This window comes from Streptomyces sp. CNX435 (assembly GCF_059570575.1).
This window is the reverse complement of record NZ_JCANTA010000005.1, coordinates 328,097-344,696: the sequence shown is the minus strand read 5'-3', so window position 1 is coordinate 344,696 and position 16,600 is coordinate 328,097. Positions and strand designations below refer to the sequence as shown.

At 71.6% G+C, this 16,600-nt stretch carries 16 protein-coding genes; 5 read left to right on the top strand and 11 right to left on the bottom strand.

The genetic code is table 11. From position 1 onward, the window contains the following. Positions 1–32: 32 nt before the first annotated feature. The 4 genes from T328_RS12525 to T328_RS12510 all read left to right on the top strand — a co-directional run bounded on the left by T328_RS12525 (position 33) and on the right by T328_RS12510 (position 3,719). Positions 33–1,028: a replication-relaxation family protein gene (locus tag T328_RS12525; RefSeq protein ID WP_496496051.1), complete on the top strand. Its 996-nt coding sequence runs from the start codon at positions 33–35 to the stop codon at positions 1,026–1,028. Next, positions 1,025–1,936: a C40 family peptidase gene (locus T328_RS12520; protein WP_496496050.1), complete on the top strand. Its 912-nt coding sequence runs from the start codon at positions 1,025–1,027 to the stop codon at positions 1,934–1,936. Before T328_RS12525 ends, T328_RS12520 begins: the two co-directional genes overlap by 4 nt. Next, a complete protein-coding gene (locus T328_RS12515; protein ID WP_496496049.1) occupies positions 1,933–2,781 on the top strand; it encodes a hypothetical protein in 849 nt (282 codons plus the stop codon). Before T328_RS12520 ends, T328_RS12515 begins: the two co-directional genes overlap by 4 nt. A 146-nt stretch (positions 2,782–2,927) precedes the next feature. Further along, complete coding sequence (locus T328_RS12510; protein WP_496496048.1) at positions 2,928–3,719, top strand: MarR family transcriptional regulator; 792 nt, start codon at positions 2,928–2,930, stop codon at positions 3,717–3,719. Positions 3,720–3,947: 228 nt separating this feature from the next. Here the strand turns inward: T328_RS12510 and T328_RS12505 are convergent, their stop codons facing one another. The 6 genes from T328_RS12505 to T328_RS12480 all read right to left on the bottom strand — a co-directional run bounded on the left by T328_RS12505 (position 3,948) and on the right by T328_RS12480 (position 10,228). Continuing rightward, on the bottom strand, positions 3,948–6,113 hold the full coding sequence (locus T328_RS12505) for a CHAT domain-containing protein (RefSeq protein ID WP_496496047.1): 2,166 nt from the start codon (positions 6,111–6,113) through the stop codon (positions 3,948–3,950). 43 nt (positions 6,114–6,156) lie between these two features. After that, positions 6,157–7,716, bottom strand: coding sequence for a CATRA conflict system CASPASE/TPR repeat-associated protein (locus T328_RS12500; protein WP_496496095.1), 1,560 nt, complete (start codon positions 7,714–7,716; stop codon positions 6,157–6,159). After that, on the bottom strand, positions 7,703–8,038 hold the full coding sequence (locus T328_RS12495) for a CATRA system-associated protein (RefSeq protein ID WP_496496046.1): 336 nt from the start codon (positions 8,036–8,038) through the stop codon (positions 7,703–7,705). Before T328_RS12495 ends, T328_RS12500 begins: the two co-directional genes overlap by 14 nt. A gap of 196 nt (positions 8,039–8,234) precedes the next feature. Continuing rightward, a complete protein-coding gene (locus T328_RS12490) occupies positions 8,235–9,062 on the bottom strand; it encodes a hypothetical protein (RefSeq protein ID WP_496496045.1) in 828 nt (275 codons plus the stop codon). 296 nt (positions 9,063–9,358) lie between these two features. Further along, positions 9,359–9,616, bottom strand: coding sequence for a hypothetical protein (locus T328_RS12485; protein WP_496496044.1), 258 nt, complete (start codon positions 9,614–9,616; stop codon positions 9,359–9,361). Positions 9,617–9,799: 183 nt separating this feature from the next. After that, entirely contained in the window at positions 9,800–10,228 is a 429-nt protein-coding gene (locus T328_RS12480; protein WP_496496043.1) for a hypothetical protein, read from the bottom strand. A gap of 316 nt (positions 10,229–10,544) precedes the next feature. On the opposite strand from T328_RS12480, the gene T328_RS12475 reads away from it, so the two are divergent. Next, the gene (locus tag T328_RS12475) at positions 10,545–10,871 is read left to right on the top strand and encodes an SH3 domain-containing protein (protein WP_496496042.1); all 327 of its coding nucleotides are present in this window, start codon (positions 10,545–10,547) and stop codon (positions 10,869–10,871) included. Between the two features lie 978 nt (positions 10,872–11,849). Here T328_RS12475 and T328_RS12470 read toward each other — a convergent pair. From T328_RS12470 to T328_RS12450, 5 genes are all read right to left on the bottom strand, one after another. After that, positions 11,850–12,044 carry a DUF4314 domain-containing protein gene (locus T328_RS12470; RefSeq protein ID WP_496496041.1) on the bottom strand — a complete coding sequence of 65 codons (195 nt, stop codon included), beginning with the start codon at positions 12,042–12,044 and terminating at the stop codon, positions 11,850–11,852. Positions 12,045–12,271: 227 nt separating this feature from the next. Continuing rightward, entirely contained in the window at positions 12,272–12,457 is a 186-nt protein-coding gene (locus T328_RS12465; RefSeq protein WP_496496040.1) for a hypothetical protein, read from the bottom strand. Between the two features lie 296 nt (positions 12,458–12,753). Next, positions 12,754–13,119 carry a hypothetical protein gene (locus tag T328_RS12460; RefSeq protein ID WP_496496039.1) on the bottom strand — a complete coding sequence of 122 codons (366 nt, stop codon included), beginning with the start codon at positions 13,117–13,119 and terminating at the stop codon, positions 12,754–12,756. An 83-nt stretch (positions 13,120–13,202) separates the two neighbouring features. Then, positions 13,203–15,023 carry a hypothetical protein gene (locus T328_RS12455; RefSeq protein ID WP_496496038.1) on the bottom strand — a complete coding sequence of 607 codons (1,821 nt, stop codon included), beginning with the start codon at positions 15,021–15,023 and terminating at the stop codon, positions 13,203–13,205. Between the two features lie 82 nt (positions 15,024–15,105). Continuing rightward, positions 15,106–16,137, bottom strand: a complete 1,032-nt coding sequence (locus T328_RS12450; RefSeq protein WP_496496094.1) for an AAA family ATPase — start codon at positions 16,135–16,137, stop codon at positions 15,106–15,108. Positions 16,138–16,600: the final 463 nt, after the last annotated feature.

Genomic DNA, 16,600 nt, shown 5'->3' with positions numbered 1-16,600 from the left:
CTCGCGCCCCACACCCCTGGTGGAGATCGATCATGCCCGCACTGCCCCGCCCTGCCTCCGGCCCCGGCTCGCGCTACACCGCCCGCGCCGCCACCTCCCGCCGACGCCCTCCCCGGCACACCGATGTCGCCGCCCTCTCCCGCGTCCTCACCGCCAGGGACCTGTGGCTGGCCCGGATGCTGAACGAACACCGCGTCCTGACCACCCACCAGATCGCCAGCCTCGCCTACACCTCCCTGCGCTCGGCCCAGCGCCGCCTGCGCACCCTGCACCACCACGGCGTGCTCGACTCCTTCCGCCCTCTCACCCAGACCGGATCCGCCCCCGAGCACTACACCCTCGGCCCCGCCGGTGCTGCCGTGCTCGCCGCCCACGTCGGATGCGACGTCGCCGACGTGGGCTGGCGCCCCAGCCACACCGGCCGCATCGCCTACTCGCCCTCCCTGGGCCACGATCTCGGCGTCAACGAACTCCTCGTACGCCTCGCCGCCCGCAGCCGCACCACCCCCGGAACCAGGCTCCCGCTCTGGCTGTCCGAGCGGTCCTGCGCCCGCCGCTGGGGCGACATCGTCCGCCCCGATGCCTACGCCCACTACGCCGACGACGACCTGCTGCTGCCGTTCTTCCTCGAATACGACACCGGCAGCCAGCCCCTCCCCCGCGTCGAAGCGAAACTCACCGGCTACGCCGCCTTCACCACCACGGCAAGCGCCCGCCCGGCCCTGCTCATCCACACCCGCACCGCCTCCCGCGACCAGGCCCTACGCCGCCGCCTCACCACCCCCGCACGCGAACTGGGCCTGAACATCGCCACCTCGTCCGCGGACTTCACCACCACCGAGCCCTGGGGCCCCTGGTGGAGCCCTCTGGCGCCCGGAGACACGCGCCGCACCACCCTCGACCACCTCGCCACCCGCTGGTCCACACTCAGCCCGGCCTGCGAACTGGAGCCCACCGATGCCGACACCGCCCTCACCCTCCCCGTGCCGCCTCTCCCACCCCCCGTAAGGGCCGAGGCGGGCTCGTGACCTCGCTGTTCGCCAAGACCGCCGGAGGCATCGGCTGCGCCATCCTCGCCCTTCCGCTGCTGGCCGCCGCCGTCATCGCCGCGCTGCTGGGCGGTCTCTCGCCGAGCAAGCACGCGCGGATGGACATCCCCGCCTACCTGCTCGCCCTGTACCAGCGCGCTGCACCAGAATGCCCGGGCCTGTCCTGGACAGTCCTCGCCGCAATCGGCAAGGTCGAGACAGACCACTCGCGCGACCCCACCATGACTTCCCCGGCCGGCGCGGTCGGGCCGATACAGTTCCTCCCCTCCACCTTCAAGAGATACGCCCATCCGGTACCGCCGGGCGGAAAGAAGCCACCGACTCCCTGGGACCCGGTCGACGCCGTCCACGCCGCCGCCCGGCTGCTGTGCGCCAACGGCGCAAAGAACGGCCAGAACCTACGCCGCGCCATCTGGCACTACAACCACTCCGACACGTACGTAAACCGTGTCCTCGCCATCGCCGACAGGTACCAGTCCGCCGGCCCGGCCCCAACCGAGCCCGCGGCCAAGGCGGTCGCCTTCGCCCGCGCCCAGCTCAGCACCCCCTACGTGTGGGGCGGCGACGGCCCCGCCGAGGGCGGCTTCGACTGCTCTGGATTGACCAAGGCGGCATACGCCTTCGCCGGCATCGCTCTGCCCCGCGTGGCCCAGGACCAGTTCCGCCACGGCCCACGCGTACCCCGCGGTGCCCCGCTGCTTCCAGGGGACCTGCTCTTCTACGGCCCAAGTCCGAGCCGTATCACCCATGTCGCCCTCTACAGCGGCTCCGGCCGCTCAATCGACGCCCCGCGGCCCGGAGCCGTCGTACGCGAAGGCCCAGCCGACACGCAAAGCCCGACCTTCCAAGGCGCGACCCGCCCCGCGGCCGGCAAGAGTCGCCGGTGAGCGGACCACCGCCCGACGAGGCGACGCGGATGCTGCGCGCCCTCACCGCCGTGCTGTGCGCGGTCGGCTTTCTGGCGCTGGTGTTCACCGCGGTGAACGTGACCGGCTTCGCCACCAGCCGCGGCATCCCTCTGCCGATCGCCATCCTGCTAGACCCCATGATCAGCCTGGCTCTCGCCAGCACCCTCTACGCCGACGCCCGCCTGGCCGGCTGGGGCCTCACCCCGCCGGGCTGGTCGACCACCATGCGCTGGGGCGCAGGCCTGTGCGCGGCGCTCATGAACACCTGGGCCTCTCTCTGGCCCGACGGACACATCGGCCTGCCGCGCCAGGCGGACCCGGCCGCGGTCCTACTCCACCTCACGCCCCCGCTACTGCTGATCGCCCTGGCCGAGACCATCGCCGCCTACCGCCGCCTGCTGACCGAAGTGCACCACCGCACCCCACCCGCACCCGCCACCGCACCCGCGCCCGATCCAGCCAGGACCACCACGCAACCGCACCCGCTCCCGCACGAAGCCGCCACCACCGCGCCACCGCCCCTCGCACCGGCAGCCGCCACCCGCACCCGGGCGCACCTCGACCGCGCCAGATCCCGCCCCCAGGCCCGCCATGTGTACCCCGCCGACGGCGACCTGTTCGCGCGCGCCATGGCCCTGGACACCGCCTGGCGGGACCGAACGGGCCATCCCATCTCCATCCGCCAGTTGCGCCGCCAACTGCACCTCGGACAGCAGCGCGCCCGCACCTTGCGCACCCGCCTGGACAACGCGCAATCAGCAGGTGCACCCGCACCCGACACCGCACCCCGACATCTCTGTGACCAGGAGCGATCCGGCGCTTGACGAACGCACCAGAGTCGAGCGTCCATGGTCGCGGGACGACCGGAATCACCCGCGATGCGCACGCGACCGGCCGCCCCAGCGGCCACCCCTACGGCCGCACCCCGGCCGGGGTCCACCCACCGAACCACCATGGGAGGCCCCACTCCATGACGAACCAGACACCCCCCCACCATGACCCAGCCTCCGGGCTCGACACCCAAGACACCGCCGAACTCACCGGCCCTGCCGCAGACGTCTTCACCGCCCTGACGGGCAAGACCGACTGCACCGCCGCCGACCTGGCCCGCGCCACCGGACTCGGCCGCTCCACGGCCACCAAAGCCCTGGCGTACCTGGAACGATGCGGCCTCGCCGTACGCACCCGGGGCCAGCTCCAAGGCGGCCGCCGCACCCCCGACCGCTGGGAGCCCGCCCGCGAACAAGCAACCCAACCGGACACCACGGAACACACCGAGACCACCGTCGAGCTGGACACCAACCCGACAACCGCGCAGGACAACACGGCGCACGCACCCCGCACCAACACCGTACAACCCGCCGACAACCCGGCCTCCGCCGCCGAGGACGGCTACCACACCACCCCCAACAACCACCCCAACTCGTCCATCGAGCCCGACGAGACACAACGTCACGCCAATGACGCTCCGGCAACTCGGCAGACACTCGGCACGCCAGCCGCGGATCCGGAGGCACGACCCGCGCCCACGCCCAGTGCTGGTCGGCTAGCCCCCGGAGCCCTGCGCGAACAGGTCCTCACGCACCTGCAAGCACATCCCACCGAGGCATTCACCGCCACGCAGATCAGCCGCGCGATCGACAGAAGCTCCGGGGCAATCGCAAATGCCCTGGCCACCCTGACCACCAAGGGACTGGCCAAACAGGTCACCGACGCACCCCGCCGCTACCGCCTGACCGACACGGGCGCCGACACCCGCTGACACCAACTGCCCCCACTGGCCCCGTGCCCGCCGCACCCGCGGCGGGCACGGGCCTCGATTACGCCTGCCCTGTGGCCACTTCCGAACGGCAACAACACCGCAGCGTCACGGTGTCACCTGCTTTTCTGCTGAGCGCACGAAGGAGGTTCACTCAGTAGGGTCGGGGACTGGCGCGGTGGTCTTGCGCTCCGTTTCCAGTCCCCGCCCCTACTCAGTCCCGTCTCACGGTCACACCCCGTAGTGGACGAAGGAGACCCAGGCGCTGGGGTGGTCCGGGTGGCGTTTCCGTTCGTCGAGGAGGGCTGCGTGCAGGGCGTGGGCGCGCAGCTGCGGGGAGGTGAGGGGGAGACGGAACCGCCACCTGCGCCGGGGGATGAGCCGGTCGTAGACGCCCTGGGCGATGCGTGCGGTCGGCCCGTCCGGGACGGGCCAGATCGTGCCGATGACGGTCGGGAACTCCGCGTACATCAGGGCGGCGGTGAGGCTGACCCACTCGTCGCGGACCTGGTTTCCTCCCGTTCCCGTGGTGCAGGCGGCGAGGAAGGCGAACTCGGCTCGTGCGGTGGGGAGGTCGGCGAGGTCGGAGACGGTGAGGGGGCCGTCGTGCAGGGCGAGGTGGCTGTTGAGCGGCTCGTTGAGGTTCTGTACGGCGTGGCAGTCGAAGTGCGTCCAGACGTGTCGGGGCAGTGCGGCGCTGACCCTGGCGCGGGTGGCTTTCGGGCCCGTGAGGACGGTGCGGCGTCCGCGGGGCAGGAGGCGGTCCAGATGCGCGCGCGTACGGGCGGCGCCCGGGAGTTCACCGACCGTGGGGGTGACGAGCAGGTGGCGGCGCCGGAAGTCCAGGATGCCGCGGCGTGCCAGCCGGTGGAGCAGGCGAGCGTGCTGAAGGGCCTGCACGGTGGGCGTGTAGGAGGAGACGGGGCGGGGGAGGGCGGGCTCCGCCCGGTGCAGGGCTGCCGCGTGCAGCGGCAAGGTGGTCAGCGGGCCGGTGGGAATCCACCACATGCGTACGCCCGAGGCGACGGTGAGCCCTTTCAGCGCGGCCAGGACGGGCCTGGCGACGGTGTGCCAGAGCCAGTCCAGCACGTCTGTGACGACCTTTTCCCTGCCGCTGCCGGTGCGGGTCATGGCGTCGAGATACCTCTGTGCCTGCGCCTCGGCCTCGGCGGCTTTGAGATGGGGCAATCGGACGACTGTGGGCTGCTCCAGGTCCGAGGTGACGATCAAGGCGTCGCAGCGCCAGGGGCTGACGTTCACGATCACGAGAGGTCCCTCGTCGGCGGCCGGCCTGATGTCCTGGAGGAAGTCCGGCTGCCTGAAGGTCCTGTGCGGCAGGAGACGCTGTGCCTCCTGGGCATGGGTCTCCCATTGGCGGTGGAGTTCGGCGGGAGACGGGTCCGCCATCGCGGCTGACAGCGCCTCTTCTCGCCACCGGCGACCCCAGCGGTCGGCGTCCATGCGGGGGTCGCCCGCATGGGTGGGGGTCGTCGAGTCCAGCCGGGAGAGCCCGGCGTGCACGCGATCCATCTGCTGGACCACCGGCGGCGCCTTCTTCGGCAGCGACGCCCGGAGTTCCTCCCGGGGCAGGTAGCTCTTGAGGTCCTGCTCCCATAGCACGGCCCGGCCGTACTCCAGGAGTTCAAGGGCGCGGACGGGCTTCCCCTCCGCGAGGGCACTGGCCGCCGCGGCGGAGGCGAGTCCGGGCACCTCCGCCAGCATGTCGAGCTTCTGCTCGCGCGAGCCCCAGACGGCCAGCGGCAGCAGGAGCACGGCGGTGCTGAGGTCCTCGTAGCCGGCTGCCGGGCCGTGCGCGTCCGCGGCCGTCCGGCCGCTCTCGTACGAGTTCTTCACCCGCTCCAGGACGGGGACGCCTGGTGTACGGGCCAGCTCCCTACGTACGGCTTCCAGCGAGTCGAGACGATGTCGCTTCCTGCCCGACCGGTACTGGTAGGGCAGGGCTGTGAGGAGGACAAGGGCGGTGTGGACGTTGCGTAACGCGCGGGCCCGTTCGAACGTGTCCAGCTTTCCCCTCTCGTATGCCTCCAGGAAGTGGTCGAGCGCCGAGTGGAGATCGCCGGTCTCCTGCCGGAGGCGGTACCGGTCCAGCAGGGCCACGCCGAGGCTGTTGGAGTAGGTGGCCCGCTGGGGCTCGCCCGCCTTCGCGTCCGTGACGGCCGCCTGGAAGGCGCTGACGGCCCGGTCCAGGTGGGCGGGTCCGTCCCCGCTGTGGTAGTCGGCGTGCGCGGCCAGACCTTCCCGGTAACCCCGTTCCGCGGGCGGTTCCGGCCGTCCCCCGGTCGGCGTCGGCCGCTGCGGGGGCACGGGCGGGGGACGCCACGGCGGGAGACGCCCCGGCGGCTCGTACCTCGGGTTCTGCGGTGCGCTGTAGCTCATGACGCTCCTTACTCCCTTTCCCCCGCCTGCTGCCCCGCCTCGGTCACGGTCGCCGCTCCCGGCCTGATCCTCCCCCCGCCGCGACCACCCCGACGACCGCCCCGGCCCCCGCGCACAGCCACGTCCACCCTGCCCCCGCCGTGTCGCCCACCAGCGCGGACACCGCGACCCACGCGAGTGCCGCGCCGAGCGCCCCCACCCCCAGCCTGAGGAGCGTCAGCGACCAGCGCCGCTCCGCCGCCACGACGCGCAGTACCACCAGGGAGGCCACGAGGGCGAGGGCGCCCAGGGCGGCGATGACTGCGGGCTTCACCGGCCCCGGCAGCGGAACGGTGTACTGGAACGCCTGCACCGCGGCCAGGCTCATCAGGATGGCACCGAGGGCGCCGGTCAGACCGGCATTGACCGTCTCCTGCCGGCGCTGCAGGCTGCGCTGTACGGACTGATCGGCCAGGGTGCCGACTTGGGAGCACCGGTGCAGCGCCGCCTCTAGGTACGTGGCCTCGTCGTCGAGACGCTGGATGAACCACTCCGCCAGCGCCCGGTCGTCGGCGAACAACCCGCCGAGGTCCGGGTCGCCGCCGAGGGCAGTGAGGTTGGCCGCGGCGATCTCCACCGTGCGGGACACTTCGCGGCTGCGGCTCGCGCGGTTGACGAGACCTCGTTCACGCACCTGGAGATCAATCAGTGCATGGGATGCCTTGAGCAACTCTGACCGGGTGCCCCGTACGCCCCGTGCGCCCTCGGTCTTCTCCAGCAGTTCGGCGATGACCCTGTCCGTATCGGCACGCAGCCGACCGATGCCCTCGGCCGCGTTCCATACCCGCAGCTGGTAGCGGATCTTGGCCGCGTGCAGCAGGTACCGTCCCAGGGGCGGCAGGGCGCGCGTGCGGGTGGTCCAGGTCCAGGCGGTCAGCTCGGGATCGCGGTCGTACGCGGCGACGACGACCAGGCGTCGCTCGTCGCGGGTGTCCTGGGCGGCTGATGTCTCCCACACGGCGAAACCCTGGGGCACCACCACCCCGGTGCACGGCCAGTTCGCCGGCGCCTCGCCGGCTCCCGGGGCACGTTCCCGTACGTATGCGGTCAGCGGGTTGTCCGGCGCCGTCGAAGGCAAAGCCGGCGCGTCGGGAAGGGACGTCTCCGGCTCGGCCAGCCGCGCCAGATACAGCCGGGCCGATCCGAGCACGACCGAACCGGGCCCGGCCGTGCCCTGAACCGATCGCATGACCCCGGACCACAGCGTGTCCAGCTCTGCCCAGCCAAGCCCCTCGGCGGCATCCGGAGCCAGCATCACCGACAGGCACAGGACGTCGCGTTCCCGCCGGAGCGCGGCCTGCCGCACACCCGGTCCCGGCCGCCTCCTGGCCGCAACTAGACCCCGCGGGCCCCGGGCGTCCCCGCCTCCGGCGGCTCCCCGCAGCCAGGAGGCCCAGCCGTGCCCCGGCTCCAGCCCGGCGCCGACCCCCTCTACCGGAGCCGTCATGCCCAGCAGCTCTCCGCACGTGTGCCACACGCGCTCGACTAAGGCGACGGCGTCGTTCCGGTGGTCTCCAGTGGAGGCGACGAAGAGATGGACCCCCAGCGCCTCAGCCTGAAGCATCACGGCGTGCCGCGTCGACGGCCCGGTCGGCATGGGAGACCGGGCCGTCCGTGTCCAGAACATGGACCAGCTCGTCGAGCCGTTCGCGGTGTTCCTCGGGAAGCGGGAGCATCGCGCTGTCCTCCAGACCGGAGATGCGGTGCGGGCCGGCCATCTCGACATCCCCCACGGCCCGCCGGAACGCGGCGAGATCCCCGGCTGCAAGCGCGTCCTCCATGGCCTGAAGACCCTGTTCGAACTCGTCCCAGCTCTCCCGGACCAGCCGCCAGACCTTGGCATCCGCCAGGATTTCTGCGGCCATCCGCCGCAACTCCTGCTCCATGCACCGAGAGCGTAGCGCCACGGTGGCCCTGTGTGGGCCCCGCCGGTCAATCCGTCAGCCGGCGGGCCCGGTCGGTGAGCCGCGCCGCCGCGGCGACCTCGGAGTTGCCGTCGAGGACGGCGGCCGCGTCGACCAGGGCGTCGGCGGCGGCCCGCGGGGTGGGCGGGAGGGCGCAGTCGAAGTAGAGGCGTTCAGGTCATTCGGGTTTCTGGGGGTGACTGCGTGCGCTGGTGAGGATTTTGGTCCAGGTGCTGTAGCTGCTCGGCGGCGCTTCGGAGAGCTTCAGTTCCTCGATCAGTTCGGCGTTAGTCGCGTCGGGCCGCTCGGCGAGGAGTCGGCGGGCGAGAGCGAGCCGGGGGTCGCCGGCGTACGGGTACCGGGCGTTGCGGCTGCCTGGTCGGCGGCCTCGGCGGATGGGCCGGTCTGCGCGGTGGTCGCGGTAGGCCAGGGCACGCCGACGTCGCCACTTCGGGCGCTTGCGGCCGCTGGGGAGGTCTTCCCACTCGTCGGGTTCGGGCCAGCCGGGTGGTGGCGTCTTGACGGCCTTGCTGACGGTGCTGGTGTCCGCGTGGCCGAGGATGCGTGAGAACTCGGCCGGGCCGATGAGGTCGTCGTCAGCGGCATCGTCATCGGCGGGCTGGTCGACATCGTCGATCTGCAGCCGATTGCGGTTCCAGTCGTCCCACGCCTGTCCGTTCCAGCGGAGGCGGCCCCCGATGCGCTTTCCCGGTGGGTGTTCGTTGGTGTCGCGTTCGCGCCAGAGCCGTTCGAGGTAGCGGATGGTGTAGCCGGTCTTCTCGGCGAGCTCAGCTCGGGTGAGCATGCCCTCGGGGTTACGTCGCTTCTTGTCCCACGCTTTCCAATTGTCCTCGTACCAGTAGAGGGTGCCGTGGAGCCGTACGGCATCGGGATGGCCGTTGGTGTCGCGCTCTACCCACCAGCGTTCCAGGGTGCTGAGGGCGTAGCCGTAGCGCTGGTGGATGTCGCGGCGGGAGAGGACACGCCTCCCGTCGATGGTGATCAAGTGCTGTCCTCGTATCCTGGCGTGGCTCCTTGTGAAGGGGAGCCCGACGCCCGGCGCGCGGTTGCCCACTTGCGCCCGGGCGTCACCCCTGTCCGCTGTAGCGGTGCAGCTCCTCGCATCAATCACCTTATTGAACCGTGTTGGGGGGAGGTGTCGAGCCGGGTGGGGGCGTCCGGGCGTGTCCTGGAGAGGCGGGTGGCGGTCGACTACCCGGCGAGTTGAGTTCTTCGTGGCGCTCGGTGCCTTCGGGTGGGGCGGCCCGCCACGGGTGTTGCGGCGGGCCGCCCGGTACGGGGCTACTCGCCGTGGCGGAGTTCGTACAGCTCGGCCTGCAGGCGCATGGCGTGCTGCTGGCGCTGTTCGAAGTCGGCGGCGAGTGCGGCAGCTGCGGCGCCGGTGATGAGCGCGTTGCCGCCCTTGGCGGCCAGGTCGCGCAGGGCGTCGGCGTTGTCTCCCATCCGCTCGCTGTAGACGTGCAGCACGTCGGCGAGCGTGGTGCTGTGGGTGTGCAGCCAGGTCGCTGCTTTCTTCATGGCCTGCGTGTCGGTGGTCATGCATCGCTCCTTGGCCGGAGGGGGTTTGTCCTGACTCGGCGGGTTGTCCTCCGCCGAGTCGTGCAGGGAGCCAGGGGTGGCCCGGGTCGTTCAGGGTTTGGCCGGCCGGGCGCGGAGCCCGGCTTGTGGTGAAGGGGCGGGGCCGGCGGCCGGGACGGGGTTGCCCGCCCGTCCCGGCCTCAGTCACAGGTACCGGCGGGCGTACGCGGCGAGTCGGCTGATGAGCCGCGCGGCACCGTCCCGGTAGGTGGCGTCGCAGTCGTCGTGCAGGGCGTCGAGTTGCTGGGCCTCTCGCAGGATGCTGCGCGTGATGATCTCCCGGCACCGGATGGTGCGGATGGCTCCGGTGCGGCTGCCGTCGAGCGAACGGCGGTCGATGAGGATCCTTTCCCTCCTCAGGTCGCCCTTGTCGAATCGGCCGAAGCGGTAGACGTGGCCTCCGATCCGCCGGTCCCAGATCTCGTTTACGGCGTCGCGCACGCGGTATTGACGCTCACCGATCACGAACCGGTCGGTTGCGTCGGCGGCGGGTGTTGCCGTGTCGGCCTGGTGGTCGGCGGCGCGCCGCTGGCGCGGGATGCGGGGGATGGCGGGCTCGTTCAGGTCGTCCATGCGGTGATGTTCCTTGCTGTGAAGGGGGTTCCTCGGGCCGGTCTGCCCGAGGTGTCCGGCTGGGGGTTGCCCTCCCCTTACGAACACCTTTATTGAGCCATGTTTTTTTGGGTGGATCAAGCACTGGCTGTGGGCGTGGCGTGGCGTCGCAGACAGGAGACCGGCCTGTAGCCGCTATCGCCGTGGGCCTCCCACTACTGGATAAGCGGGAAGGATGACTGCGGCATCGACAAGACAGAGGCGTCCGTCATTCCACACGGGTGATCTTCGTGCGGGCCCCGTGCCCCTCCTGTCGTGCCGGGGTTGGCCTTGCGTGATGAAAATGATCTCTCGTATCGCCGTGTCAGCGATCACGGTCGGTGTCGTGCTGGCCGGTGCCGCTCCTGCTGTCCCGGCGGTGCCGTCCTCAGTAGCAGCGGACCGCTATGCGCGGCCGATGATCAAGGTGACCTGCGCGGCAGCCAATGTCCGGACGAAGCCGCGGAAGGGTTCTCCCGTTGTCGGCGTCGTGTACCGCGGCGAGCGGGTGCGGCTGTTGCAGCGTACGGAGAACTGGTCGCATCTGCGGATCCGGTTCAAGGAGGGTGGCAAGTCGCGGACGGGTTGGATCATCTTCGACTGTGGCGACCTTTACCGGCAGTGAGGGTGTGCGTGCCGGGCAGGGTGCGCTGCGAGCTGGTCGTGGCCTCCGCGGTGGTGGTGCTGGGCACTGCCGGGTGCGTGTCGGTCACGGGGACTTCTCCGGAGGTGAGATTGCGGTCGCCTGCGCCGACCGGCGCGCAGCAGCCGGTGCCGGGGCCGGTGAGTGAGGAGGTGGCGCTCGCCGAGCCGGGCCCGACGTCGTCCCGAACACCGCGGCGTACGAGTGCTCCTGCGGCGGCGCGCCGTAGTGGCGAGGCAGCGGCCGGCGCGAGTGGCCCGGTGCGGAAGGCGCCGCCGGGGTCGCCTCCGTCCTCGCCAGCGGCTGCTGCCCCGGTCCCGGCGTCTGCCGCTCCGCGGGCGCGGGCTACGGAGGTTGCCAGGGCTCCGCAGCGGCGTGGAACTGCGCGCCGTCCGCAGCCGCGGGCCCGGCCGCGGACGGCGGCGGCGTCGTACGACATGCGGGCGGTGTGCCGTGCGGCTGACGGGGTGGTGGATCCGGCGATCGTGGAACTGTGCCGGGCGAAGTACGGGCGGTGAGCCTGGCCGCGGTCGTCAGACCACGGCGCGGGCTGCGCCGACACCCGAGGTCAGGTCGGCCCTCGCCGTGCCAGTGACGTTGCCTGCCGGCTGAAGATCTCGGACCGCCCGGACCATCTGTTCACCGAGGACACCGTCACCCCAATTCGCGACACCGCGCGGCTCCCCACGAGCCGCCAACACCCCCTCCTTGCACACCTTGGTCGCCGCCATCGCCTCCGGCAAGAACCTCGTCAACGAGGCCGCCGACCGCGCCGCGGTCAGCGAGGTCGTCGGCGACTGAACCACCGGCACCTCGCCGACGAAAACGACACCTTGCCGACGCCCCGCCCGCCCACGCCAGCGGGGCTTCGTCATCCCTACTCATCGGCACCGGGGAAGGCCGCCTCCCACTCCCACTCAAGGCGGGCAACAGGGTGTCGCCGACGGCATCGACCTCCTGCTATGGCGTGCTCGTTGGGTTCTGCTGGGAGGTGATCAGGCGGACTTCGTCGCCTTCGTCCGGGAGCAAGGCCAGGGTGGAGCCGCAGTCCCAGTCGATGTGGAGTTGCCCGTGCTGGGCGTCCCAGCGGCGGATGACGCCTGTGGCGCCGGGCCGCAGTTGTGTGTATGCGTCGGTGGTGCGCACCAGGGCCACGCGGTCACCGTGCCGGCCGTACATGATCGCTTCCCCTCCTGCGGGTGGTTGTTCACTTCGGGATGTCGTCCTCGTGGTGGTCAACGCCCGTGTCCGGGCTGAGTGACAAGGGGGATGGCGGCTTCCGTGCCGAGGTCACGGGGGACTCGCTGTGGAAACCGATGCCACCGGCGTTGACGGCCGGCGCGCGAGGCAGCCAGCGGCTGCCCCGCGCGATTGATGGTTCCTTACGTCTCCGAGTGATCGGGTGGCGGGATTTCAACGAGGCTGTTCAGAGCGCGGCCCAGGCGCAGGGCGAGGCTGGTGCCGCGGTCGGGGCCGTCGGCGTAGCCGCGGCAGATGGCCGGGGCGGGGGTGCCGAGGGTGGAGTGGCAGGGGATGTGTCCTTCGCGGGCGCGGGCTTCGCGGACCATCTGTGCGACCCGTCCTGGTAGGAGGTCCGCTTGGTTACCGGGGTGGAAGATGCAGGTGGTGCAGAGGCTGGCGCACAGGCGTACCTCTCCGGTGACTGGGTCGGCGACGTCGGCCCAGCCGGGCTCGCGTCGGACCGGGAGGTCAGGGCCGGTGAGTGTCACTGCGGTTTCTCCTGTTGCTTCTCGGGTGTGGGTGGGGTCGGGGTCCCTAGCGGCGTCGGTTTCCGCACCCGCGGTGACCGCAGCCGCACGGCGCGGCCGTTGCGGCGCCGTTGTACCGGCACGGGCAGGGGCCGTTACTGCCCCCGGCGGCTGTCAACACGCGCAGGGCGCCGTGCGGCGGCTTCCAGCAGACGGAGACGTTCGGGCAGTGGCAGCCGGTCCAGGTCACCCAGCCGCGCGGATAGGTCTTCGTCGAAGGGCCTGGCAACGCTCTGTGGAGTGGCGAGGTTCAGCAGGCGGGCGGCTGCCTCATCGACGACACCGCCCAGGGAGGGCGGGTAACTGCCGAGCTGGTCGCCATCGCTGAGCTCGATGACAAGGCGGGCAAGTAGTTCGTGAAGGTTCGGGAACTCGTCCGGGTGGGCGGCGAGACGTTTGTGGGCTTCGGCGAGCAGAGAGCTGACGGCGGCGGTGTGGGCGCGTTCGGCGGACGGCGTCATGGTTCTGCACTCCTTCTGTTGGCTGGTCGATTCGATGTCCGGTAGACGGGGTGCCGCCCCGGGCTGGGGCGGCACCGGGTGTGTCAGGGATTGGTGGCGGCGAGGGCGGTGGTGGCGGCCTTGCCGATCGCGGCGGCGGCCTGGGCGGGGTCGGCAAGTTCCACGAGGGTGGTGCCGGGCAGCGGGAGGGGGTTGGGGTCGAAGGCGAGCCACAGCACCCCGCACCCGGTTGCGCGCAGGGCGGCGATGCGCCCGGCCGCCCGGTCGGCTTCCTTGGTGCCGTAGATGCCGTCGGAGGCGATCACCAGCAGGCGCCCCGCTCCGGGCTGGGTGAGACCTGCTCCCGCCCCCAGGGCGTCGATGGCCTCGCCGAGGCTGTGGCCCCTTCCTCTGGCGTCGAACTCGGTGACCCGGGCCGGGGCACGGCCCGGTGCGGTAATCGCGGTGATCGACTCGTCGTAGGAGACGGTCGCGCTGCAGGAGTCGGGGTCGGTCAGGGCTGCGGCCTTCGCCACGATCCAAGCGGCCGACGCGATCGGCGCGGCGGCGATGCTCATCGAACCGGAGACGTCCACCGCGATGCCCACCCGCAGCGGCGGGGTCGCTCCTGCCCGGTGCACGGTGTGCACCCAGGGGGTCGCCGTCGGGACCGCACCTGCGGCCTTCTGCGCGTCGCGGGCGAGGGCCTGGCGCATGTTCAGGCGCCCGGGCGGCGCCGCCGAGGCGGTCTGTGTGGTGGTGCGTTCCCGGTAGGCGGCGGCCCGCAGCGCCCGGGCGAGCTGCCCGGCAGCCGCCTTCTCGGCGCGGGTGGGCTGGCGGGTGCCGATTACCGGGGAGCGGCGGCTCCGGGATGTCGCCTTGCCGGGGGTGTAGGGGCGTCCGCCGGGTGCGAAGACCTTCTCGGCGGTCTGCGCTGCTTGCCGTGCGTGGGCGGCTCGGGCGGCCTTCGCGCGGGTCCTGGCCGCTTGGGCGGCTGCCGCGTGTGCCTGGGCTGCGGCCTGGGCGGCGTCGTTCGCGGCAGCCGCAGCGGTCACCTTGCCGATCACCTCGGCCAGTTCGCCCTGGCCCCCGGCGGCGGGGTCGGGGGCTGGCTCCGGGCCGGTCGGATCGGTGCTGAGGGCCTGGCACCAGGCGCGGGCGTGTTCCAGCATGGTCTGGCCGTCTTCGTCGGCGGTCGCGTGGGCGGCGGTCCAGATCGCGGCGAGGTCGTCGAGGAGGTCCTTGCCGAGGGTGCCCGTGACGATGGTCTCCAGCGCGTACGTTTCGTCGGCGTCGAGGATTCCGGCGTCCCGGCGGGCGAGGATCAGTCCGGCTGCCGCTGCTGCCTGCCACCGGTCGGTGGGGGTCTGGCTGGAGAAGTCGTCGAGGACCAGGGTGTGGACGGCGGCCCGCAGGAACGGCCGGTCACCGGGGCGGCGGGCAAGGTGAGCGTGCTCGGCGCGGGACTCCTCCAGTAGCTGGGCTGCCGTGTCCAGGGCCGTGCCGCGCTGCGGGGGCGGGGTCGTCCAGCGACTGTGGGCCGCGTGGGCGGCCTCGTGGGTGAGAGCGCCCCAGGCGACCGGGTAGTTCTCCTCGTCGCCGACCCGGGTGGGGTCAATGGCGGCGGGGGACAGCGGGGCGAACAGGGCGGCGTCGATCTCCAGGTCGGCCGTTGCGGGGAAGAAGGCGGCGGGGGCGCCGGAGCGGGTCCCGTGCTCGCAGGTGACGATCACGTCCTCGCGTTCGGCGATCTCGGGGAGGCGTTCGGTCAGGGCGGCGGCGATGCGCAGCCAGTGTCCGGCCTGCGGTGCGGGCGGGGGTTCGAAGGCGGGGCCGCCGTCGTCCTCCCAGCGGACCAGGGCCTGTTCGGTTTCGGACAGAGCGGGCGGGGTGTGCTGGACGTGCACCTGGGCGTGGGTCGTCATGGCGGATACGGGTCCTTTCAGAAGAGGGTTTTCGTGGGTTGGGTGGCCCGGGCCCGGCGCTTCGCCGGGCCCGTACGGGGGGTTAGAGCTGGCGGCCGAGGGCCAGGGCGGTGACCGGGCGGCCGAGGGCCTTGGTGACGATCTCGGTCACCGTGTCCCGGTCCTCCAACGGGGCGACGCCGACCAGGTTGGCGAAGGCCGCCTCGATGCCGAGGACATCGGCGATCTTCTGAAAGGCGATCAACTCGCGTAGTTGGGGCGCCCAGCCGACATCGCCCGCCTGCCGCAATGTGGCGAGGTTGCGGGCGATCCGCACCGCCGTCCGGTTGATCTTCAGGGAGGCGGCCAGGTCGTAGTCGGAGCCGACCTGGATCTGCACGCTGAACCGGGAGGCGAGGGCTTCGGTGAGGACCGCCCCGTGGACGCCCGGGTTATGACCGGCGATCACATAGAAGCCGTCGGCAGCCTTGATCGTCTCGCCCTTGTGCGCCTTGACCTGGATCTGCCTGCGCCCGTCCATCGCCGGATACAAGGCCGCCAACACCTTCGGGGAAATCAGCGTGGCGTCGTCCAGCAGGAGGGCCCGGCCCTCGGTCATGGCGGTCACCAGCGGCCCGTACACGAACTCGTAGCCGCCGTTGGCGTCCTGGGTGTACTCGCCGATCAGGTCGCCGACCGTGGTGTCCCCGTCCCCGGCCACCGTGATCAGGTCCGGGAAGGCCGCCTCGATCAACGAGGTCTTCCCCGTCCCCGGCGGCCCGTACAGCAACACCGCCACCTGCGCCTCGCGAAGCCGCCGCAGCGCCTCCACGTCCGACACCTGCGCCAGTGCCCGGGGGTGGTACTCCTGCCCGTTAGGCCGGACGATCGGCGCCGGGCGCCCGCCGGGTGGCGGGGGCGCGGGCGCCTGTCGGGAGCCCTGTCGCGACACCTGTGGGGTTGGGCTCGGGGCGGGCGGAGGTGGCGGCGGGGTGTGCTGGGCTGCGGCGGCCGTCGCCGACGTCGCCCGGTACGTACGAGGTTTGGCACCGGACTGGACCGCCTCGCCCCGGCTGACGAGCGTCTCGCACGCGTTGCCGACCGCGCCGCCCGAATGTCCCAGCCGCCGCGCCAGCTCCGTGACCGTGAACACCCTTCCCGGACTCGCCGTCAGCACCTGTGCGACACGCGCACGCAGTTCGCCCGGGCGCGCCTTGGTGCCCGTTGCGGGTGCGGGGTTCGAAGGCGCCGTGGGAGTACTCGGCGCGGGAGGGGCGGACTGCCGTCCTGCGGGGCGGGAAGGCGGGGACGCGGGCGTGGCGGTGCTCGTCATCGAGACATTCCTTTCACCAGAAAAGGGGCGCCTGTATCTGAATTCGAAAACAGCCGACCTTCGGGCACACTCCACCCGTCATCTGTTTTTCGGGCAGACCCCTTCGGCGGGATTTTCGTTCCCGGCCCTTCCGGGAACAATTCAAATATAACTCGACACGCATTCCACCTGAAGCCGGAATCCGGCTTGGAAATGCTGGAATTCTCGTGAATTCACGACCGTTTTTCAGGGGTTCCCCATGAAGCGCGACGCAAGGCGTCGTGGC